At 69.9% G+C, this 20332-nt stretch carries 18 protein-coding genes; 12 read left to right on the plus strand and 6 right to left on the minus strand.

Features of this window, described 5'->3' with window-relative positions:
- The 3 genes from A9O63_RS16080 to carB all read right to left on the minus strand — a co-directional run.
- A partial coding sequence (locus tag A9O63_RS16080; RefSeq protein ID WP_069332846.1) for a DEAD/DEAH box helicase occupies positions 1-1228 on the minus strand: 1228 nt, incomplete at its 3' end.
- A gap of 303 nt (positions 1229-1531) precedes the next feature.
- Positions 1532-2263 (minus strand): calcium-binding protein, encoded by a 732-nt coding sequence (locus A9O63_RS16085; protein ID WP_069332847.1) that lies wholly within the window; start codon positions 2261-2263, stop codon positions 1532-1534.
- Positions 2264-2453: 190 nt separating this feature from the next.
- Complete coding sequence (gene carB, locus A9O63_RS16090) at positions 2454-5783, minus strand: carbamoyl-phosphate synthase large subunit (protein ID WP_002721004.1); 3330 nt, start codon at positions 5781-5783, stop codon at positions 2454-2456.
- A gap of 188 nt (positions 5784-5971) precedes the next feature.
- Between carB and A9O63_RS16095 the strand changes: the two genes are divergently transcribed.
- The 4 genes from A9O63_RS16095 to A9O63_RS16110 all read left to right on the plus strand — a co-directional run bounded on the left by A9O63_RS16095 (position 5972) and on the right by A9O63_RS16110 (position 10420).
- Positions 5972-7117 (plus strand): aminodeoxychorismate synthase component I, encoded by a 1146-nt coding sequence (locus A9O63_RS16095; RefSeq protein ID WP_069332848.1) that lies wholly within the window; start codon positions 5972-5974, stop codon positions 7115-7117.
- Complete coding sequence (locus A9O63_RS16100) at positions 7069-7710, plus strand: aminotransferase class IV family protein (RefSeq protein ID WP_069332849.1); 642 nt, start codon at positions 7069-7071, stop codon at positions 7708-7710. The genes A9O63_RS16095 and A9O63_RS16100 overlap by 49 nt, the downstream gene beginning before the upstream one ends.
- Before the next feature lie 217 nt (positions 7711-7927).
- Entirely contained in the window at positions 7928-9703 is a 1776-nt protein-coding gene (gene aspS, locus A9O63_RS16105) for an aspartate--tRNA ligase (RefSeq protein ID WP_069332850.1), read from the plus strand.
- 3 nt (positions 9704-9706) lie between these two features.
- Positions 9707-10420, plus strand: coding sequence for a GNAT family N-acetyltransferase (locus A9O63_RS16110; protein WP_069332851.1), 714 nt, complete (start codon positions 9707-9709; stop codon positions 10418-10420).
- 307 nt (positions 10421-10727) lie between these two features.
- On the opposite strand, the gene A9O63_RS16115 is transcribed toward A9O63_RS16110, so the two are convergent.
- A complete protein-coding gene (locus A9O63_RS16115) occupies positions 10728-11429 on the minus strand; it encodes a response regulator (protein ID WP_069332852.1) in 702 nt (233 codons plus the stop codon).
- 269 nt (positions 11430-11698) lie between these two features.
- Between A9O63_RS16115 and mce the strand changes: the two genes are divergently transcribed.
- Together mce and A9O63_RS16125 are read left to right on the plus strand one after the other, a co-directional pair.
- Positions 11699-12103 (plus strand): methylmalonyl-CoA epimerase, encoded by a 405-nt coding sequence (mce, locus tag A9O63_RS16120; protein WP_069332853.1) that lies wholly within the window; start codon positions 11699-11701, stop codon positions 12101-12103.
- Entirely contained in the window at positions 12100-12381 is a 282-nt protein-coding gene (locus A9O63_RS16125; protein ID WP_069332854.1) for a DUF1467 family protein, read from the plus strand. Before mce ends, A9O63_RS16125 begins: the two co-directional genes overlap by 4 nt.
- 14 nt (positions 12382-12395) lie before the next feature.
- On the opposite strand, the gene A9O63_RS16130 is transcribed toward A9O63_RS16125, so the two are convergent.
- Positions 12396-13088 carry an EI24 domain-containing protein gene (locus A9O63_RS16130; protein ID WP_069332855.1) on the minus strand — a complete coding sequence of 231 codons (693 nt, stop codon included), beginning with the start codon at positions 13086-13088 and terminating at the stop codon, positions 12396-12398.
- On the minus strand, positions 13085-13663 hold the full coding sequence (locus A9O63_RS16135) for a nitroreductase family protein (RefSeq protein WP_069332856.1): 579 nt from the start codon (positions 13661-13663) through the stop codon (positions 13085-13087). Before A9O63_RS16135 ends, A9O63_RS16130 begins: the two co-directional genes overlap by 4 nt.
- A gap of 300 nt (positions 13664-13963) precedes the next feature.
- On the opposite strand from A9O63_RS16135, the gene A9O63_RS16140 reads away from it, so the two are divergent.
- The 6 genes from A9O63_RS16140 (at position 13964) to A9O63_RS16165 (ending at position 20294) form a co-directional block, all read left to right on the plus strand.
- On the plus strand, positions 13964-15580 hold the full coding sequence (locus A9O63_RS16140; RefSeq protein WP_069332857.1) for an ABC transporter substrate-binding protein: 1617 nt from the start codon (positions 13964-13966) through the stop codon (positions 15578-15580).
- Positions 15581-16651 carry an ABC transporter permease gene (locus tag A9O63_RS16145; RefSeq protein WP_069332858.1) on the plus strand — a complete coding sequence of 357 codons (1071 nt, stop codon included), beginning with the start codon at positions 15581-15583 and terminating at the stop codon, positions 16649-16651.
- Positions 16648-17550 carry an ABC transporter permease gene (locus tag A9O63_RS16150; RefSeq protein ID WP_069332859.1) on the plus strand — a complete coding sequence of 301 codons (903 nt, stop codon included), beginning with the start codon at positions 16648-16650 and terminating at the stop codon, positions 17548-17550. The genes A9O63_RS16145 and A9O63_RS16150 overlap by 4 nt, the downstream gene beginning before the upstream one ends.
- A 100-nt stretch (positions 17551-17650) precedes the next feature.
- Positions 17651-18475, plus strand: a complete 825-nt coding sequence (locus A9O63_RS16155; RefSeq protein WP_069332860.1) for an ABC transporter ATP-binding protein — start codon at positions 17651-17653, stop codon at positions 18473-18475.
- A complete protein-coding gene (locus A9O63_RS16160; RefSeq protein WP_069332861.1) occupies positions 18475-19230 on the plus strand; it encodes an ABC transporter ATP-binding protein in 756 nt (251 codons plus the stop codon). The genes A9O63_RS16155 and A9O63_RS16160 overlap by 1 nt, the downstream gene beginning before the upstream one ends.
- Positions 19227-20294, plus strand: coding sequence for a dipeptidase (locus A9O63_RS16165; RefSeq protein ID WP_069332862.1), 1068 nt, complete (start codon positions 19227-19229; stop codon positions 20292-20294). Before A9O63_RS16160 ends, A9O63_RS16165 begins: the two co-directional genes overlap by 4 nt.
- The last annotated feature ends 38 nt before the right edge of the window (positions 20295-20332 follow it).

Below are 20332 nucleotides of genomic sequence, written 5' to 3' on the forward strand. Positions count from 1 at the left end.
TGGCCTGGGGCTTGCCCTGCGGCTTGGCGCCGGTCTTCGGACGTCCGCCCTGCCGCGGCTTCTGGCCGGGACGGGGCGCCGCCGCCACGATGTCCGCGGCCCAGGGCGCGCCGCCGATCACCGGAATGGGCTGCTTGAGAAGTTTCTCGACCGCGCGGAACTCCTCCATCTCGGCCGGGGCCACGAAGGCCACGGCGCTGCCCTCGGCGCCGGCGCGCGCGGTGCGGCCGATGCGGTGGACATAGTTCTCGGGCACGTTCGGCATGTCGTAGTTGTAGACATGTCTCACGCCGGGAATGTCGATGCCGCGGGCGGCCACGTCGGTGGCCACCAGCACGTCGAGCGCGCCCTCGCGGAACTCGGTCAGCGTGCGGTCGCGCTGGTTCTGGCTCTTGTTGCCGTGGATCGAGCCCGCCTTGAAGCCCCAGCTGACCAGAAGCTTCATCAGCTTCTCCGACCCGTGCTTGGTGCGGCCGAAGACCAGCGCCTGCTCGCCCGGATGTTTCTGGAGGTAGCTCTCGAGCAGCTTCGCCTTGTCGCCCTGCGGGGTGAAATGCACGCCCTGCGCGATCTTCTCGACCGGCTTGCCGGGCGGGGCCACCTGCACCTTCACCGGCTCACGCAGGTAGGTGTGGGCCAGCTCCTCGATCAGCTTCGGCATGGTGGCCGAGAAGAGCAGCGTCTGCCGCTTCAGCGGCAGGAAGCGGGCGATCTTCCGCAGCGAGTGGATGAAGCCCATGTCGAGCATCTGGTCGGCCTCGTCCAGCACCAGATAGCCGGTGTGGTCGAGCACCACCGCATTGCGGTCGAGCAGGTCGATCAGGCGGCCGGGGGTGGCCACCATGATGTCGGCGCCGCGCGCGAGCCGCTCGGTCTGCCGGTTGATCGAGGCGCCGCCGGTGATGGTGACGACCTTGACCGGCGTCCCCTTGGTGAACAGCTCGAGGTTGGTCGCGATCTGCGTCACGAGCTCGCGCGTGGGGGCGAGGATCAGGGCGCGGATGGTGCGCGGCGGCGGCGGGTGGCCCACGCCGAGCAGCCGGTGCAGGAGCGGCAGCCCGAAGGCCAGCGTCTTGCCGGTGCCGGTCTGGGCCAGGCCCATCAGGTCGCGGCCCTGCATGACGTAGGGGATCGCCTCGACCTGGATCGGCGTCGGCTGGGTGAACTGGGCCTTGGCCAGGCCCTGCATGAGTCGCTCGGACAGCCCGAGGGTGCTGAAATCAGCCATGGGTCTCTTTCGGTGTGCGGGCATGGGCCCGCGGAATGGGATTGTCTCCCCGGCGAGGGGGGAGGCGGGAGGCGGGGCGACGCGGATGCGTCGCGGTGCCCCTGCGTGACGGTGGGAACCTGTCGGCCGGATCCTGGCCCATGCGGGCGGCTGCTCACGCGGCAGCGGATCTTCGGCGTCCCGGCGGAGATGGGGGATTTGGGGGCACAAGTCAAGCGATAGCTGGCCCGGGCCGTGCTTTCCCCTGCGGTGAGGCCGCTTCCCCGGCAGGGCAGGGCGGACAGCCGCCCCGCCCGAGACCGTTCAGAGGATGAAGTCGTCGGAGTCGAGCGCGCCGCGCCGCATGTCCTCGATCCGCAGGGTCTGGGCTCCGATGCGGATCAGCAGATCGTCGCCCTGCTGGACGGTGCGGTTCAGGACCTGCGCATAGGACAGGTCGAAGGCCGACAGGTCGATCCGGTCGTCGTCCTCGTCGAAATCGCGGATCACGTCCGAGCCTGCGGTGAAGATGAAGCGGTCGGCCCCTTCGCCTCCGAACATCACGTCGTTGCCCTGACCGCCGCTCAGGACATCGTCGCCCTCGCCGCCCCACATCCGGTCGTGGCCGGAGCCGGCGACCATCACGTCATTGCCTTCGCCGCCGAAGAGCCGATCCGACCCGCCGCCGCCGCGCAGCGTGTCGTTGCCCGATCCCGCCACCAGCAGATCGGCCTCGCCACCGCCGTCGAGCAGGTCGTTGCCCTCGCCCGCGCGGATCGTGTCGTTGCCCCGACCGCCGAAGAAGCGGTCGTTGCCGCTCTCGTCGGTCATGAGGTCGGCGCCGTCCTGACCCCAGAGCCTGTCCTCGCCCTTGCCGCCGAGGAGCGTGTCCGCCCCGGCGCCGCCGAACAGGCGGTCCTCGTCGTCGTTCCCTTCGATGCGGTCGCGGCCGCCATTGCCGTAGAGGGTGTCCGCGCCGTCGAGGCCGCGGAGGATGTCGTTGAACTGGGTGCCGTTCAGCCGGTTGGCCGAGCCGTTTCCGATGAGTTTCGGCATGTCCGTTGCGTCTCCTTGACTGGGATGCCCGACCGCAAGCAGCAGGGCTGTAGTCGTGAACGGAGCGACCGGCCGGTCTCATCCCGCAGCGCCGCGATGGGGCGACGCGCTGCGCAGGATCCCGCCGAAGGGGCGGGAGAGGAGCGTGCGCGCCCCGGCCGGGCGATGGCGGCCGGGGCGCGCGGGCGCGTCAGCCCTGGAGGGTGCGCACCCCATAGCCCTCGCCGCGGGCCTGCATCGCTTCGACGGCGGCGATGGAGGCGGCGGCGGTGGTGAAGTAGGGGATCTTGTCCATCAGCGCCACGCGGCGGATGTCGCGGCTGTCCGAGATCGCCTGCGCGCCCTCGGTCGTGTTCATCACCAGGGTGATGTCGCCGTTCTTCAGCCGGTCGACGATGTTCGGCCGGCCCTCGTAGACCTTGTTGACCGAGGTCGAGGCGATGCCCTGCCCGGTGAGCCAGGCGGCGGTGCCCTTCGTCGCCACGATCTCGAAGCCCATCGCGGTGAGCCCGGCCGCGGCCTTGGCCAGCGCCGCGGTCTTGTCGGCATCCTTGACCGACAGGAACACGCGCCCGCTTTCGGGCAGATGCGTGCCGGCCCCCATCTGCGCCTTGAGGAAGGCCAGCGCGAAGCTGCGGTCCCAGCCCATCACCTCGCCCGTCGAGCGCATCTCGGGGCCGAGGAGCGGGTCCACGCCGGGGAAGCGGGCGAAGGGCAGCACCGATTCCTTGACCGAGAACCAGGGCGTGATCGGATCGGCCAGCGTCAGCGGATCGGCCAGCGGCAGGTCGGTGTCGGGGCCCACGCCCGCCGGATAGGGCGCGCGCACCGGGAAGGCCGAGAGCGGCTCGCCCGCCATCAGCCGCGCCGCGATCGAGGCGATGGCACTGTCGGTGGCCTTGGCCACGAAGGGCACGGTGCGCGAGGCGCGCGGGTTCACCTCGAGGACGAAGATCACCCCGTCCTTGATCGCGAACTGCACGTTCATCAGCCCCACCACATGCAGCGCGCGGGCCATCTCGACCGTCTGGCGCTTCAGCTCGGCGATGGTTTCGGCCGACAGCGAATGGGGCGGCAGGCAGCAGGCCGAATCGCCCGAATGGACGCCCGCTTCCTCGATATGTTCCATGATCCCCGCGACATGGACGTTCTCGCCGTCGCAGAGCGCATCCACATCCACCTCGATGGCGCCCGACAGATAGCTGTCGAGCAGCACGGGCGAGGTGCCCGAGACCTGCACCGCCTCGCGGATGTAGCGTTCGAGCTGGGCGTCGTCGCGCACGATCTCCATCGCGCGGCCGCCGAGCACATAGGAGGGCCGGATCACCAGCGGATAGCCGATCTCGCCCGCGATGCGGAAGGCCTCGTCGCGGCTCCGCGCCATGCCGTTGTGCGGCTGCTTGAGGTCGAGCTTGTGCAGGAGCTGCTGGAACCGCTCGCGGTCCTCGGCGAGGTCGATGGCGTCGGGCGTGGTGCCGAGGATCGGGATCCCCTCGGCCGCCAGCGCCTGCGCGAGCTTCAGCGGCGTCTGGCCGCCGAACTGCACGATCACGCCGTGGAGCGTCCCGTTCTCCTGCTCGACGCGCAGGATCTCGAGCACATGTTCGAGCGTCAGCGGCTCGAAATAGAGCCGGTCCGAGGTGTCGTAGTCGGTCGACACGGTCTCGGGGTTGCAGTTGATCATGATGGTTTCATAGCCCGCCGCCGTCAGCGCGAAGCAGGCATGGCAGCAGCAATAGTCGAACTCGATGCCCTGACCGATCCGGTTCGGGCCGCCGCCGAGGATCACCACCTTCTTCGCGCCCGAGGGCCGGGCCTCGCATTCCACGTCGCCCATCGCGGGGGCCTCGTAGGTGGAATACATGTAGGGGGTCTGGGCCTCGAACTCGGCCGCGCAGGTGTCGATGCGCTTGAAGACCGCCTTCACCCCGAGGTTCCGGCGCGCCCGGCGCACCTGGCCCTCGTCGCGGCCGGTGAGCTTGGCCAGACGCGCGTCGGTGAAGCCCATCATCTTCAGCTTGCGCAGCGCCGTCTCGGTCACGGGCAGGCCCTTGGCGCGGATCTCGGCCTCGGCCTCCACGATCTCGCGGATGCGGGCGAGGAACCACGGATCGAAGGCCGTCGCGGCCTGGATCTCGTCTTCGGTCAGCCCGTGCCGCATCGCCTGCGCGATCAGCCGCAGCCGGTCGGGGGTCTGGGCAGAGATCGCCTTGATGATCGCGGCCTTGTCGGGCGCGCCGGGGATCTCGATCTCGTCGAAGCCCGAGAGGCCGGTCTCGAGCGAGGCCAGCGCCTTCTGCATCGATTCGTGGAAGGTGCGGCCGATGGCCATGACCTCGCCCACCGACTTCATCGCGGTGGTCAGCTCGGGCTTCGAGCCGGGGAATTTCTCGAAGGCGAAGCGCGGGATCTTGGTCACCACATAATCGATCGAGGGCTCGAACGAGGCGGGCGTGACCTTGGTGATGTCATTGTCGAGCTCGTCCAGCGTATAGCCCACGGCGAGCTTCGCCGCGATCTTGGCGATGGGGAAGCCCGTGGCCTTGGAGGCCAGCGCCGAGGAACGCGAGACGCGCGGGTTCATCTCGATCACGACCATCCGGCCGTCCGCCGGGTTGATCGCCCATTGCACGTTCGACCCGCCGGTCTCGACCCCGATCTCGCGCAGCACGGCAATGCTGCCGTTGCGCATGATCTGATATTCCTTGTCGGTCAGCGTCAGCGCCGGCGCCACGGTGATCGAGTCGCCCGTATGGACGCCCATCGGGTCCACGTTCTCGATGGAACAGACGATGATGGCATTGTCCGCGCGGTCGCGGACCACCTCCATCTCATATTCCTTCCAGCCGAGCAGGCTTTCATCGACGAGGATCTGCGCCACCGGCGAGGCGTCGAGCCCCGAGCGGCAGATGGCCTCGTAATCGTCGCGGTTGTAGGCCACGCCGCCGCCGGTGCCGCCCAGCGTGAAGGCGGGGCGGATGATCGCGGGCAGGCCCACATATTCGATGGCGGCCATCGCCTCGGCCACGCCCGCATTGATGTCGTAGCGCCCGTTCTCGAGCTTCGGCGCGGCGATGATGGTGGCCTTGGGGTTCTCGAGCCCGATCCGGTCCATCGCCTCGCGGAAGAGCTTGCGGTCCTCGGCCATCTCGATGGCCTCGCGGTTCGCGCCGATGAGCTGGACGCCGAATTTCTCGAGGACACCCATGTCGGCCAGCGCGAGCGCGGTGTTCAGGCCGGTCTGCCCGCCCATCGTGGGCAGGAGCGCGTCGGGGCGCTCCTTCTCGATGATCTTGGCCACGACCTCGGGGGTGATCGGCTCGATGTAGGTGGCATCCGCGAGACCCGGATCGGTCATGATCGTGGCCGGGTTCGAGTTCACGAGGATGACCCGGTATCCCTCTTCGCGCAGCGCCTTGCAGGCCTGGGCGCCGGAATAGTCGAACTCGCAGGCCTGGCCGATGATGATGGGACCCGCCCCGATGATCATGATCGAGCTGATATCGGTTCTCTTCGGCATTTGTGGCCCCACATCTATGGTCCCGCGCCGGTCGGGCTGCAGGATGGTCCGGATTCTACGCTCTGCGCAAATTGGCGCGGTTATAGACTTGCCGCCGCGCGGCGCAACCCTCTTGCGTCACGTCGCAGCCGGGCTGTCCGCGGGCAGGCCTGCCGTGCTAGATGCCCTCGACCAGAAGGGAGAAGAGCGTGTTCCTGTGCGAGAACGGACCCCAGTCCGGCCCGGCCCTGTTCCGGGAGGCCGTCGAGACGGTGATCGTGGAGGAGCCCGCGGCGCTGGCGCCTGCGCTGGCGCGCCTCGATGCGCTGCGGGCGGAGGGGTTCTGGATCGCGGGAACGGTGGCCTACGAGGCCGGGCTCGTGTTCGAGCCGCGGCTCGCGCGCCTCATGCCGCCGCAGCGCTCCGAGCCGCTTCTGGCCTTCGGCGCCTTCCGCGCGCCGCTTCCCGCGGGCGATCTGCTGGCGCAGGCCGCGGCCGAGGCGCGAGAGGTGCGGCTTGCGTCCTTCCGCCCGCGGATCGCCCGGGCCGACTATGACGCGGCCTTCGGCCGGCTCATGGCCTATATCGCGTCGGGCGACTGCTATCAGGTGAACCTCACCTTCCCGCTCGACGGGCGCCTCGAGGCGGGCAGCGCGCTGGGCCTCTACGGCGCGCTGCGGGCGCGCCAGCCGGTGGGGCAGGGCGCCTTCTGCGATTTCGGCGGGCCGGTGGCGATCTCGGCCTCGCCGGAACTGTTTTTCGACTGCGACGCCGAGGGGCGGATCTCGACCCGGCCGATGAAGGGCACAGCCCCCCGCGACCCCGATCCCGCGCGCGACGCGGAACTCGCGGAAATCCTCGGATCGAGCGAGAAGGGCCGGGCCGAGAACCTGATGATCGTGGATCTCCTGCGCAACGACATCGGCCGGATCGCCGAGCTGGGCTCGGTCCGGGTGCCCGAGCTTTTCGCCATCGAGAGCTATGCGACCGTCCATCAGATGGTGAGCCGGGTGACGGGGCGGCTGATCGGACGGCCGGGCCTTTCGGGGCTCCTGCCCGCGCTCTTTCCCTGCGGCTCGGTGACGGGGGCGCCCAAGATCCGGGCGATGGAGATCATCGCCGAGCTGGAACCTTTTCCTCGCGGTCTCTATTGCGGGGCGATGGGCTGGATGGCACCGGACGGGCGCGCGGCCTTCAATGTGGCGATCCGCACGCTGCGCCTGTTTCCGGGCGGGGGGCTGCGGCTCGATGTGGGCGGGGGGATCGTGCAGGATTCGACCGCCCCCGGAGAATGGGAGGAAGCCTTGTGGAAGACCCGCTTCGCCGAGCTGCCGACGACCCGGACCTGCGGCTGATCGAGACGCTGCTCTGGGACGGGATGCGGCTGATCCGGCTGCGCCGGCATCTCCAGCGGCTCGAGACGGCGGCCTCGCGGCTGGGCTGGTGCGCGGCGGGGGCGGGCGCGGCGCTGAAGGCCGCGGTGCCCGAGGGGCCGGCGCGGATGCGCCTCACGCTCGATGGCGCGGGCCGCATGACCGTCGAGGCGGCCCCCCTGCCGGCCGCGAAGCCGGTCTGGCGGGTGGGGCTTGCCGCCGAACGGCTCGCCTCGGACGATCCCTGGCTGCGGGTGAAGTCGAACCGGCGGGCGGCCTACGATGCGGCGCGGGCGGGCCTGCCTGCGGACCTCGACGAGCGGCTCCTGCTGAACGAGCGCGGCGAGGTCTGCGACGGCACGATCACCACGGTCTTCTTCGATGCGGGCGAGGGGATGCGGCCCCCGCCGCTCGAGGCGGGCCTCTTGCCCGGGATCCTGCGCGAGACCATGCTCGAGACGGGGCGGTGCCGCGAGGCGCCGCTGCCGGGCGAGGCCCTGCCGCGGGTGCGGCTCTGGGTCGGCAATTCGCTGCGCGGGCTGATCCCTGCGGACTGGGCGGGCGAGGCGCCCTGAGCCGGGGCGCGCCTCGGGCGGGGGGCGGATCCCTCCCGGGCCCGAAGGAGGCGGTTCCCGCCCGGTTTCCTGCCTCGCCTCGGCGGCGGGGCCGCCACGGCTCAGGCCCGCTCCGCGGGGGATATTTGTGCCAGCGTTAAAGGGGGGCGGCTTGACTTCCCTCCCGTCCCGGAGTGTATCGGCCCGGACGAACCAGAGCCTCTGGAAGGGGAGCCGAATGCACGCCTATCGCAGCCATACCTGCACGGAACTGAATGCCGCGCATGTCGGTCAGGAGGTGCGGCTCTCGGGCTGGGTGCACCGCGTGCGCGACCACGGCGGCGTCCTGTTCCTCGACCTGCGCGACCATTACGGCATCACCCAGGTGATCGCCGATGCCGACTCGCCGGCCTTTGCCGAGCTCGAGACGGTGCGGGCCGAATGGGTGATCCGCATCGAGGGCCGGGTGAAGGCGCGCGATGCGTCGCTCGTGAACCCCAAGCTCGCGACCGGCGAGATCGAGGTCTATGCCACCGGCATGAGCGTGCTGGGGGCGGCGGACGAGCTGCCGCTGCCGGTGTTCGGCGAGACCGACTATCCCGAGGAGACGCGGCTGACCTACCGCTTCCTCGACCTGCGGCGCGAGAAGCTGCATCAGAACATGATGCTGCGCTCGAACGTGGTGCGCAGCTTGCGCAACCGGATGTGGGGCGCGGGCTTCAACGAGTTCCAGACGCCGATCATCACGGCATCGAGCCCGGAAGGCGCGCGCGACTTCCTCGTGCCGTCGCGGCTCCATCCGGGCAAGTTCTACGCCCTGCCGCAGGCGCCGCAGCAGTTCAAGCAGTTGATCATGGTGGCGGGCTTCGACCGCTACTTCCAGATCGCGCCCTGTTTCCGCGACGAGGACCCGCGCGCCGACCGCTCGCCCACCGACTTCTACCAGCTCGATATCGAGATGAGCTTCGTGGAGCAGGAGGATGTGTTCGCGGCCGTGCAGCCGGTGATCCAGGGGCTGTTCGAGGAGTTCGGCCAGGGCAAGCGCGTGGATGCCGACTGGCCGCGGATCGCCTATCGCGATGCGATGCTCTGGTACGGGTCGGACAAGCCCGACCTGCGCAACCCGATCAAGATGCAGGTGGTGAGCGAGCATTTCGCGGGCTCGGGCTTTGCGATCTTTGCGAAACTGCTGGAGAACGAGGGCACCGAGATCCGCGCGATCCCGGCGCCCACCGGCGGCAGCCGGAAATTCTGCGACCGGATGAATGCCTTCGCGCAACAGCAGGGCCTGCCGGGGATGGGCTACATCTTCTGGCGCAAGGGCGACGACGGGGCGATGGAGGCGGCCGGGCCGCTGGCCAAGAACATCGGCCCCGAGCGGACCGAGGCGATCCGGCAGCAGCTGGGGCTGGGCGAGGGCGATGCGGCCTTCTTCCTCGGCGGCAAGCCCGAGAGCTTCGAGGCCGTCGCGGGGCGCGCGCGCACCGAGATCGGCCGCGAGCTGGGGCTGACCGAGGAGAACTGCTTCAAATTCGCCTGGATCGTCGATTTCCCGATGTACGAGAAGGACGACGAGGGCAAGATCGACTTCAGCCACAACCCCTTCTCGATGCCGCAGGGCGGGATGGAGGCGCTGGAGGGCGATCCGCTGAAGGTCCATGCCTATCAGTACGACCTTGCCTGCAACGGCTACGAGCTGATCTCGGGCGGGATCCGCAACCACAAGCCGGAGATCATGTTCAAGGCCTTCGAACTGGCGGGCTATCCGAAGGAAGAGGTCGAGAAGCGGTTCGGCGGCATGGTCAAGGCCTTCCGCTACGGCGCCCCGCCGCACGGCGGCTGCGCGGCCGGGATCGACCGGATCGTGATGCTGCTGGCCGACGAGGCGAACATCCGCGAGGTCATCATGTTCCCGATGAACCAGCGCGCCGAGGATCTGCTGATGGGCGCGCCCTCGGAGCCCACCAACGAGCAGCTGCGCGAGTTGCGCCTGCGCGTCGTGCCGAAGGACTGAGGCGTGAAGCGGTTCGGCGAGCCGGTTCCGGGCTGGCAGGCGCCGCCGCGCCCCTCGGGGGACGAGGGGCTCGAGGGGTGCCATGTCCGGCTGGAGCGGCTTTCGGCCGACCGCCATGCGGCGGATCTCCATCGGGCCTTCTCGGTCGAGGAGGCGGTCTGGGATTATCTGCCCTACGGCCCCTTCGCCTCGACGGCCGCCTATCATCACTGGGTGCGCACGGTCGAGGAGAGCGCCGATCCGCTGTTCCTGGTGATCCGGGACCGGGCCACCGGCCATTGCGGCGGGGTGGCGAGCTTCCTGCGGATCGCGCCCGAGGCGGGAAGCATCGAGATCGGCCATATCTGCCTCTCGCCCGGCCTGCAGCGGACGCCGGCCGCGACCGAGGCCCTGGTGCTGATGATGGCCTGGAGCTTCGCCGCGGGCTACCGGCGCGTGGAATGGAAGTGCGACGCGCTGAACCTCGCGTCGCGGCGGGCGGCTCAGCGGCTGGGCTTCAGCTACGAGGGCACCTTCCGGCAGGCGACGGTGGTCAAGGGCCGCAACCGCGATACGGCCTGGTTCTCGGTGATCGACCGGGAATGGCCCGCCCTGCACGAGGCGTTCGAGCTGTGGCTTGCGCCGCGCAATTTCGACGCCTCGGGGCAGCAGATCGAGCGGCTCTCGGATCTGACGGCGCTGGCGCGCGGCGGAGCCGCCGATCCGGCGCTCGGCTAAGGGCGGTCCGGCCGCAGCGAGGCTCCGCCTGCATGAGACCTCTTGATCGGCTGACCGGGGGATGCCCCAAGGCTTGAGGCTTGAGGCTTGAGGCTCGGCACGGCGCGTGCCGCGGCCCGGTTGCCGCTTGGGTCGGGGGACTCGAAGGTTCAGGCTCGGGGCCTCGGGCCGGATCCCCGGCACTGCAGGGGCCGGGACCTGGGCCTCGGTCGGAGCTTCCTCGGTGGGAGCGGACGGCGGGCCCTGAGGCCTCGCCGCTTGCGCTCGCGCGGAGGTCCCGAGGGGCAGGGGGCAGCGCTTTCCCAGGTCAGAAGGCCGGCGCCGCCGCCGCGAGGCGGACGGCGATCAGCCGGCGGAGCAGGTCGAGCGCGTCGGGGCAGTCGGGGGCGTGCCGTGCGGCCTGTTCCAGCGCCTTGTCGCCGCTGCTGCGCGCGACACCGGCCACGAAGCCCGAGACATAGCGCGCCCGCGCCGTGCCCGGCAGCAGGGTCGCGGCGAGTTCGGCCGCGCGGGTCAGGTCCTCGCGCAGGGAAAAGGGATCGGGCGGAGGCAGCGTCTCGTCCTCGGCGAGGCGGGGACGGCCCGGCAGATGGTCGAGCAGCACCTGCTGAAACAGCGCCAGGCTGTCGAGCGGTTTCTCGAGGAAGGCCTGCGCCCCGGCCTCGAGCGCGGCCTCGCGCCGCGACGGGTCGCCGCTCGCCGCGAGGATGACGAGGCCGGGCCTTGCCGACATTTCGGCGATGAGCATTTCGCCGGCCCCGTCCGGCAGGCCCAGATCGACGATGGCCGCATCGGGACAGTAGCGGTCGAGATGGCGGCGGGCGGTCTCCATGTCGTCGGCCCGCCGCAGTTTCGCGCCCGAGCGGTGGCAGAGCAGCCGCATGGCCTCGGCCGCGAAGTGGCTGTCCTCCACGGCGAGCACCGTGAGCCCGGCGAGGGGCAGCGGCCCGCGCAGGGGGCGCGGGACGAAGGGCGGCATCGGATCGGGGAGGAGGTGCAGGTGGGGCATCGCGGATCCTTCCGGGGCTCTCGGCTGGCGACACTCAAGCCGATCCGGGTCAAGATCGGGTTAAGCGGGCTCTCTCCCGATGACAAAAATCCGCCTTCCGGACAGGCCCGGTGGCGGCGCCCGGCGGGGCGGAGGGCCCTCGCGCGACCGGGGGCCCGACCCTGACGGGCCGGGCGGAGGAGGCCGCCCCTGCCGGACGCGCGACGGGTAGCCCTCTTGCGCGGGCAAGGGGGGGCTTTCATAACGGGGCACCGGACGGAGGAGAGAGTATGATCGGACGTTTGAACCATGTGGCCATCGCCGTGCCCGACCTCGAGGCTGCGGCGGCGCAGTATCGCAACACGCTGGGGGCCGAGGTGGGGGCGCCGCAGGACGAGCCCGACCATGGCGTGACGGTGATCTTCATCACCCTGCCCAACACGAAGATCGAGCTGCTTCATCCGCTGGGCGAGGGCTCGCCCATCGCGGGCTTCCTCGAGAAGAACCCGGCCGGCGGCATCCATCACATCTGCTACGAGGTCGAGGACATCCTTGGCGCGCGCGACCGGCTGAAGGAGGCGGGCGCGCGGGGGCTGGGATCGGGCGAGCCGAAGATCGGGGCGCACGGCAAGCCCGTCCTGTTCCTCCATCCCAAGGACTTCAACGGCTGCCTCGTGGAGCTCGAGCAGGTATGAGCATCACCGGCGCCATCGTCCTCTATGCGGTGACCTGGTTCATGGTGTTCTTCATCCTGCTGCCCCTGCGGGTGCAGAGCCAGGACGAGTCGGGGGAGGTGGTGCCCGGCACGCCGCGCGGCGCGCCCGCGGGCTATGTGATCCGGCGCAAGGCCTGGCTCACGACGCTCTGGGGCACGCTGGTCTGGGCGGTTCTCTGCGGGATCATCCTGTCGGGCGCGATCAGCCTGCGCGACATCGACGTGATGGGCCGGATGCCCCCGCCGCCGACCTTCTGATCCGGGCGGGGCCGTCAGGCCCCGCGGCCGTTCAGCCGGTGGAAGATGTGGGTGAAGGTCGCCACCCCCAGCACCGGCACCACGAGGTTCAGGATCGGGATCGAGAGCGGCGCGGCCATCAGCGTGCCCGCAAGCCAGATCTGGCCCGCGTGCCGCGCCCGGAGCGACTTCGCCCCCGCGCGGCCGAGCCTCCGCATCGCCACCAGCGTGAAATATTCCCGCCCGAGCAGGAAGCCGTTCAGCGCCCAGAACAGGATCGGCCCGACGGGTCCGGCGAAGATGAAGACCACAAGCGCGATCATGTTGACGAGGATCAGCACGGCGAAGAAGTTCGCGCTGTCGATCAGCTGATCCATCAGCGGCAACGGCGTGGCGGGGGGCAGGTGCGGATAATGCTTCTCCTCGACCGCATCCACCACGCTGTCGAGGAAGAGGCCGGTGAAGGCCGAGGCCACCGGGATCATCAGGAAGACCGAAAGCCCCAGCATCAGGACCGCCGAGCCCCAGGAGAGCAGCGTATCGAGCCCGCCCACCTCGCCCACCCAGGGGATCGTGACCGTGTCCGGCACGAGGGTGTTCAGAAGGAACAGGAAGCCCGTATAGACGGCCATCAGCAGCAGGAGCGCGAGGCCTATGCCGAACAGAACGACGCGCCGGAAGGGCGGGTCGCCGATCTGGCCTATGGCGCGGAGAAAGTCCCGGATCATTCGCTTACCCATGTGGTGAGACTGGCAACATCGGGTCGCGGGCGCTCGGGCGGAGCGACGGTCTCGCTGCCGATATGGACGATGCCCGCGACGAACTCGTGATCCGCAAGGCCGAAGGCCTCGCGGAGGAAGCCGCGGTCGTAGGCCGGCCAGCCGGTGAGCCAGTTGGCCCCCCAGCCCGCCGCCTGCGCCGCGTTCAGAAGGGACAGGCAGACCGCGCCCGCCGAAAGGATCTGCTCGATCTCGGGCACCTTGTCGGAGGGCTGGGGGCGCGCCACCACCACCACGGCGAGGTGGCTTTGGTCGAACTGAGCGCGGCCCTTGGCGCTCTTGTCGGGGTCGAGGGCCAGCGCCTCGGCGCGGGCCTCGGCCAAGGCCGCCAGCCGCGGCATGGCGCCCGCCTCGAGCACGATCAGCCGCCAGGGCTCGAGCTTGCCGTGATCGGGCGTGCGCAGCGCGGCCGTGAGGATCGGCGCCAGCGCCGCACGGTCGGGCACCGGCAGGGCGAGCGTCTTGGCGGGCCGCGAACGGCGGCTCAGCAGGAAGTCGAGAACCTCGGGCTTCGGATCGGGCATGGGCGTCTCCTTTGGCCGCGATCTTGAGGATCGGGCGCGCAGGGTCAAGCGCCCATCGCCCCCGCGGCCCTGCGGCACGGAGAGGGGCCGCGGCGGCCTGCGCCCGGCCCGCGGAGCCTTTCGCCGTGGCGCCCGGGTGCCGGGCGCCGCGCGCCGTCCGGCATCACACGGCTCACGGTCGAGGCTCCTGCCGGAGGGGCATCTTTCCCAATCGGAGAGCCGGCCTTGACAGCTTCGTGACCGGCGGCTCACCATGGAGCGGTGGCCCGCCCGAGCGCCCCGCGCTGCCGGACAGGAGCCATGAATAACATCGACAGGGGGTCCTCCATGTTCATCCGAGCGCGCTTGCTGGCGACGGCGGCCGTTGCCGCATTCGCCCTGACCACGGCTCCGCTTTCCGCCGAGACGCCACCCGACACCTTCATCCAGGCCTGGGCGATCGACGACATGATCACGCTCGACCCGGCCGAGGTGTTCGAATTCACCGCATCGGAGATCATCGGCAACAGCTACGAGACCATCATCGGCTACGACGTCAACGACGTCTCGAACATCTTCGGGCGCGTGGCGGAAAGCTGGGAGCTGTCCGAGGACGGCCGGACCATGAGCTTCAAGGTGCGCGAGGGCAAGACGTTCGCCTCGGGCAACGACCTGACCGCCGAGGATGTGGTCTACAGCCTCGTGCGGGCCGTGAAGCTCGACAAGTCGCCCGCCTTCATCCTCGGCCAGTTCGGCCTGACGCCCGACAATGTCGAAGAGAAGATCAAGCAGACCGGCGATTACTCCTTCACCTTCGAGATGGACAAGGCCTATGCGCCGACCTTCCTGCTCTACTGCCTGACGGCGACGGTCGCCTCGGTGGTGGACAAGGATCTCGTCCAGTCCAACGAAGCGGACGGCGACTGGGGCTACAACTGGCTCAAGACGAATTACGCAGGCTCCGGCCCCTTCACCATCCGCGAATGGCGCGCGAACGAGGCCGTCGTGATGGAGCGCAACGACAACTGGGACGGCGAGAAGCCCGCCATGGCCCGCGCGATCTACCGCCACATCCCCGAGGCCGCGACCGAGCGGCTGCTGCTCGAGCAGGGCGACATCGACATTGCGCGCAAGCTCCTTCCCGAAGAGATCGAGGCGCTGAGCCAGAACCCCGACATCAAGATCCAGAGCGGGGTGAAGGGCACGATCTTCTATCTCGGCCTGAACCAGAAGAACGAGAACCTGGCCAAGCCCGAGGTGCGCGAGGCGATGAAATGGCTCGTCGATTACGACGCCATCGCCGAGACGCTGGTCAAGGGCATGAAGAAGACCCACCAGACCTTCCTGCCCGAGGGCTTCCTCGGCGCGCTGGACGAGACCCCCTACAGCTTCGATCCGGCCAAGGCCAAGGAGCTTCTGGCGCAGGCGGGCCTGCCCGACGGCTTCACCGTCACGATGGACACCCGCAACACGCCCGAAGTGACTTCGATCGCGCAGGCGATCCAGCAGACCATGGCGGCAGCCGGGATCACCATCGAGATCATCCCCGGCGACGGCGGCCAGACGCTCGAGAAATACCGCGCGCGCACGCATGACATCTACATCGGCCAGTGGGGCCCGGACTATCAGGACCCGCATACCAACGCGACCTTCGCGCAGAACCCGGACAATTCCGACGATGCGGCCTCGAAGCCTCTGGCCTGGCGCAACGCCTGGGATATCCCCGAGCTGACCGCCAAGGCGGACGCAGCCGTCCTCGAGCGCGACACCGAGAAGCGCGCCCAGATGTATCGCGAGATGCAGGAGGAGGTGCTGAAGACCTCGCCCTTCGTCATCATGTTCCAGGAATCCGAGGTCGTCGCCATGCGCAAGAACGTCGAGGGCTACATCATCGGCCCGTCGTTCAACGACAACTCGTTCCGGGCCGTGACCAAGTAGATGGCCGCGACCCCGCAGATCGGAAGGGGGCGCACGGGCGCCCTCTCCCTCTGGCTCTGGAAGGGCGTGAGGGTGGCGCTGACCGTCGCCGTGACCTTCCTGGGCCTCCTCCTCGTGACCTTCGTCATCAGCCGCTACATGTCGGTGGACCCGGTGCGGGGGGGGGGCGGAGCCGGGGGGAGCCAGTCCACCTACGACGCCATGTATCGCGCCATGGGCCTCGACCGGCCGGTCTGGGAGCAGTTCTGGATCTACCTGCGCAACGTGCTCTCGGGCGATCTCGGAAGCTCCTTCCTCCCCAAGCGGCCGGTGGCCGACGATCTCGCCCGGGTCTTTCCCGCCACGCTCGAACTCGCGACCGTGGGGATCCTGATCGGCACGCTGGCGGGCATTCCCCTGGGCGTCGTCTCCGCCGTCAAGCAGGGCCGCGCCATCGACCAGATCGTCCGCGTGCTGGGCCTCGTCGGCTATTCGGCGCCGATCTTCTGGCTGGGGCTGCTCGGCCTTCTCGTCTTCTACGCCCGGCTCGGCTGGGTCGCGGGGCCGGGCCGCATCGACATCGCCTACGAATACAGCTTCACCGTGACGACGGGCCTCCTCCTTCTCGACAGCGCCATGCAGGGCGCCTGGGACGCCTTCGGCAATGCCTTCTCGCACATCATCCTGCCCGGGGCGCTGCTCGGCTATTTCTCGATGGCCTACATCAGCCGGATGACGCGCAGCTTCATGCTGGCCGAGCTTGCGCAGGAATATGTGACGACCGCCCGCGTGAAGGGCGTGCCCGAATGGCGCATCGTCTGGGTCCATGCGCTGCGCAACGCGGCCGTGCCGCTCGTGACCGTCGTGGCGCTCTCCTATGCCGGCCTTCTCGAAGGCTCGGTCCTGACCGAGACGGTCTTCGCCTGGCCGGGCCTCGGCCTCTATCTCACCAACAGCCTGCAGGTGGCCGACATGAACGCCGTCCTCGGCGGGACGCTCGTGATCGGCGCCGTCTTCGTGGCGCTGAACCTCCTGTCGGACCTGCTCTATACGCTCCTCGACCCGCGCACGCGGCGGCAGGTGCGGCCATGACGCGCACGGAATGGCTCCTCTCGGAAGAGCCCGCCTCGCGCAGGCAGGCGCGCTTGGGCCAGGCCTACCGCACCTGGCTCGCGCTGAAGGCCAACCGGCTCGCCATGGTGGGGCTCGGCCTCGTGCTCGCGCTGATCGCGGTGGCGATCCTCGCGCCCTGGATCGCGCCCCACGATCCGATCGTGGGCGGCGATCTGCGCACCGACCGCCTCCTGCCGCCCTCGTGGGCGCATCCGATGGGCACCGACGATCTGGCGCGCGACATCCTGAGCCGGGTGATCCATGGCTCGCGGCTCACGCTCATGGTCGTGGTGCTGGTGGCGGTCATCGCCACGCCCATCGGCCTCGCCATCGGCACGACGGCGGGCTATTTCGGCGGCTGGGTCGATACGGTGCTGATGCGGGCGACCGACATCTTCCTCGCCTTCCCGCGGCTGATCCTCGCGCTCGCCTTCGTCGCGGCTCTGGGGCCGGGGATCGAGAATGCGATCATCGCCATCGCGCTCACCTCCTGGCCGCCCTATGCCCGCCTCGCGCGGGCCGAGACGCTCACCATCCGCGACAGCGACTTCATCAATGCCGCACGCCTTCAGGGCGCCTCCGCGCCGCGCATCCTCTGGGGCCATGTGACGCCGCTCTGTCTCTCCTCGGTGATCGTGCGGGTGACGCTCGACATGGCGGGCATCATCCTGACCGCGGCGGGTCTGGGCTTCCTCGGCCTCGGCGCCCAGCCGCCGCAGCCCGAATGGGGCGCGATGATCGCCGGCGGCCGCCGCTTCATCATCGACCAGTGGTGGGTCGCCACCATGCCCGGCCTCGCCATCTTCGCCGTCTCGCTCGGCTTCAACCTCTTGGGCGACGGCCTGCGCGACGTGCTCGACCCGAAGGCCCGCAAATGATCCCGAACCGCCCCCGCGCCGCCGCCCTCCCGGGCTTTCATTCTGGCCCAAATATCCCCGCCGGAGGCTCCGACGCTTCCGCCGGGCGGAGCAGCCGCCCATGACGCTCCTTCAGGTCGAGAACCTCCGCGTGACCTTTCCGACCCGTCAGGGCCCCTCCGAGGTGGTCCGCGGCGTGAGCTTCACGCTGGGGCGCGAGCGGCTCGGGATCGTGGGCGAGAGCGGCTCGGGCAAGAGCCAGACCGGGCGCGCGATCCTGGGGCTCACGCCGCCGCCCGGCCGGGCCACCGCCGACCGTCTCGCCTTCGACGGGATCGACCTGCGCCGCGCCACGCCGCGCCAGTGGCGGTCCCTGCGCGGCATCCGCATGTCGATGGTCATGCAGGATCCGAAGTTCTCGCTGAACCCGGTCATGACCATCGGCCGCCAGCTGACCGAGGCGGCGCGCCGCACCGCCTCGCGCGGCGAGGCGAAGGACCGCGCGATGGCCATGCTCGAGGCCGTGCAGATCCGCGATCCTTCCCGCGTCTTCGGCGCCTATCCGCACGAGCTGTCGGGCGGCATGGGCCAGCGCGCCATGATCGCCATGATGCTCATCGCCGAGCCGGACCTGCTGATCGCCGACGAACCCACCTCGGCGCTCGATGTCACGGTGCAGATCGAGGTCCTGCGCATCCTCGACCGGCTGGTGCAGGACCGCGGCATGGGGCTCGTCTTCATCAGCCACGACCTCCGCCTCGTCGGCAGCTTCTGCGACCGGGTGCTGGTGATGTATGCCGGCCGCGTGGTCGAGGAGCTGCGCGCCGCGGATCTCGCCCGGGCCCGCCATCCCTACACGCAGGGTCTGCTGAACTGCCTGCCGCGGATCGAGGGGGGGCGCCGGCCGCTGCCAGTGCTGGAACGCGACGCGCGGTGGGCTCTCTGATGGCACCGATCGACGTCTCCGGCCTCCATGTCCGCTTCGGCGAGGTCCATGCCGTGCGCGGCGTCTCGTTCCGGGTGGCCGAGGGCGAAAGCTACGGCATCGTGGGCGAGAGCGGCTCGGGCAAGTCCACCGTGCTCCGCGCGATCTGCGGGCTGGCGCCGATCTCGGCGGGCGCCGTCACGGTGGCGGGCGAAGAGCTCGGGCGCCGCCGCTCGGCCGGGTTCCACCGCCGGCTCCAGATGGTGTTCCAGGACCCCTATGCCTCCCTCCATCCCCGCCACACGATCGACCGCGTGCTGGCCGAGCCGCTGGCGATCCATGGCTTCGACGATCGCGAGGCCCGCATCCTGCGCGCGCTCGACGAGGTGGGCCTGGGCCGGGGCTTCCGCTTCCGCTATCCGCACCAGCTTTCGGGCGGGCAGCGGCAGCGGGTGGCCATCGCCCGCGCCCTGATCCTCGAGCCGCGGGTGATGCTGCTCGACGAGCCGACCTCCGCGCTCGACGCCTCGATCCAGGCCGAGGTGCTGAACCTGCTCGACCGGCTGCGGGCGGAGCGGGGGCTCACCTACATCCTCGTCTCGCACGATCTGGCCGTCGTGGCGCACATGTGCGAGCGTCTCCTCGTGATGCAGCACGGGCAGGCGGTCGAGGAGCTGACCCGAGACGGCCTCCGGGCCCGGGCCGCGCGCGAACCCTACACCCGGGACCTTCTGGCCGCGTCCGAAGGCTCCCGCCCCGCCGAGAGCAGCCCATGACCGATACGATCCCCGTCTTCGACGGACACAACGACTTCCTCCTGCGCCTCCTGCGCAATCCCGCCAACCGCGAGGCGATCTGGCTTCAGGGGGACGGCACCGGCCATCTCGACCTGCCGCGGATGAAGGAGGGCGGATTCGCGGGCGGCTTCTTCGCCATCTACATCCCCTCGCCGCAGGCCCACGATGCCGCGGATTTCGAGGCGATGATGGACAATCCGCCCTTCGAGCTGCCGCTGCCCCCGATGATCCGGGCCGAGCAGGCGCAGCCCGTGGCCCTCGCCATGGCGGGGCACCTGCTCTGGATGGAGCGCGCGGCCCGCGGCCGCTTCAAGGTCTGCCGCACGGCGGCCGAGGTCCGGTCCTGCCACGCCGACGGCATCGTCTCGGGCATCATGCATATGGAGGGCGCCGAGGCGATCGGCGCGGATCTCGATGCGCTCCATCTCTTTCATGCGCTGGGCCTGCGCTCGCTCGGCCCGGTCTGGAGCCGCCCCACGATCTTCGGCCATGGCGTGCCCTTCCGCTTCCCGGGCGCGCCCGATACGGGCGAGGGGCTGACCGAGGCGGGGCTTCGTCTCGTGGCCGAATGCAACCGGCTGAAGATCATGCTCGACCTGTCGCACCTGAACGAGAAGGGCTTCGACGATGTCGCGCGCCTTAGCGACGCGCCGCTGGTCGCGACCCATTCGAACGCGCATGCGGTGACGCCCTCGACCCGCAACCTGACCGACCGCCAGCTTGCGATGATCCGCGAGAGCCGGGGCATGGTGGGGCTGAATTTCGCCACCTCCTTCCTGCGCGAGGACGGACGGCGCTCGGCCGAGATGGGCTGGGAGCCGGTGCTGCGCCACCTCGATCATCTGATCGACCGGCTGGGCGAGGATCATGTGGGGATGGGCTCGGACTTCGACGGGGCCACGATCCCGCAGGGCATCGCCGACGTGACGGGCCTGCCCGCGCTGCAGGCCGCGATGCGCGCCCATGGCTATGACGAGCCGCTGATGCGCAAGCTGTGCCACGAGAACTGGTACGGGCTGCTGGAGCGCAGCTGGGGGGCGTGAGCGCCCGGAGCCGGCCGCCGGGGGCGCTGCCCCCGGAC

Origin of the sequence: Cereibacter johrii (assembly GCF_001720585.1) — a bacterium.
Classification (GTDB): Bacteria; Pseudomonadota; Alphaproteobacteria; order Rhodobacterales; family Rhodobacteraceae; genus Cereibacter_A; species Cereibacter_A johrii.

Coding starts and splice junctions, on each gene's coding strand:
- A9O63_RS16085 (WP_069332847.1), bottom strand. CDS start 2,263: ATGCCGAAACTCATCGGAAACGGCTCGGCCAACCGGCTGAACGGCACC.
- carB (WP_002721004.1), bottom strand. CDS start 5,783: ATGCCGAAGAGAACCGATATCAGCTCGATCATGATCATCGGGGCGGGT.
- aspS (WP_069332850.1), top strand. CDS start 7,928: ATGCACGCCTATCGCAGCCATACCTGCACGGAACTGAATGCCGCGCAT.
- A9O63_RS16115 (WP_069332852.1), bottom strand. CDS start 11,429: ATGCCCCACCTGCACCTCCTCCCCGATCCGATGCCGCCCTTCGTCCCG.
- mce (WP_069332853.1), top strand. CDS start 11,699: ATGATCGGACGTTTGAACCATGTGGCCATCGCCGTGCCCGACCTCGAG.
- A9O63_RS16125 (WP_069332854.1), top strand. CDS start 12,100: ATGAGCATCACCGGCGCCATCGTCCTCTATGCGGTGACCTGGTTCATG.
- A9O63_RS16130 (WP_069332855.1), bottom strand. CDS start 13,088: ATGATCCGGGACTTTCTCCGCGCCATAGGCCAGATCGGCGACCCGCCC.
- A9O63_RS16135 (WP_069332856.1), bottom strand. CDS start 13,663: ATGCCCGATCCGAAGCCCGAGGTTCTCGACTTCCTGCTGAGCCGCCGT.
- A9O63_RS16140 (WP_069332857.1), top strand. CDS start 13,964: ATGAATAACATCGACAGGGGGTCCTCCATGTTCATCCGAGCGCGCTTG.
- A9O63_RS16145 (WP_069332858.1), top strand. CDS start 15,581: ATGGCCGCGACCCCGCAGATCGGAAGGGGGCGCACGGGCGCCCTCTCC.
- A9O63_RS16150 (WP_069332859.1), top strand. CDS start 16,648: ATGACGCGCACGGAATGGCTCCTCTCGGAAGAGCCCGCCTCGCGCAGG.
- A9O63_RS16155 (WP_069332860.1), top strand. CDS start 17,651: ATGACGCTCCTTCAGGTCGAGAACCTCCGCGTGACCTTTCCGACCCGT.
- A9O63_RS16160 (WP_069332861.1), top strand. CDS start 18,475: ATGGCACCGATCGACGTCTCCGGCCTCCATGTCCGCTTCGGCGAGGTC.
- A9O63_RS16165 (WP_069332862.1), top strand. CDS start 19,227: ATGACCGATACGATCCCCGTCTTCGACGGACACAACGACTTCCTCCTG.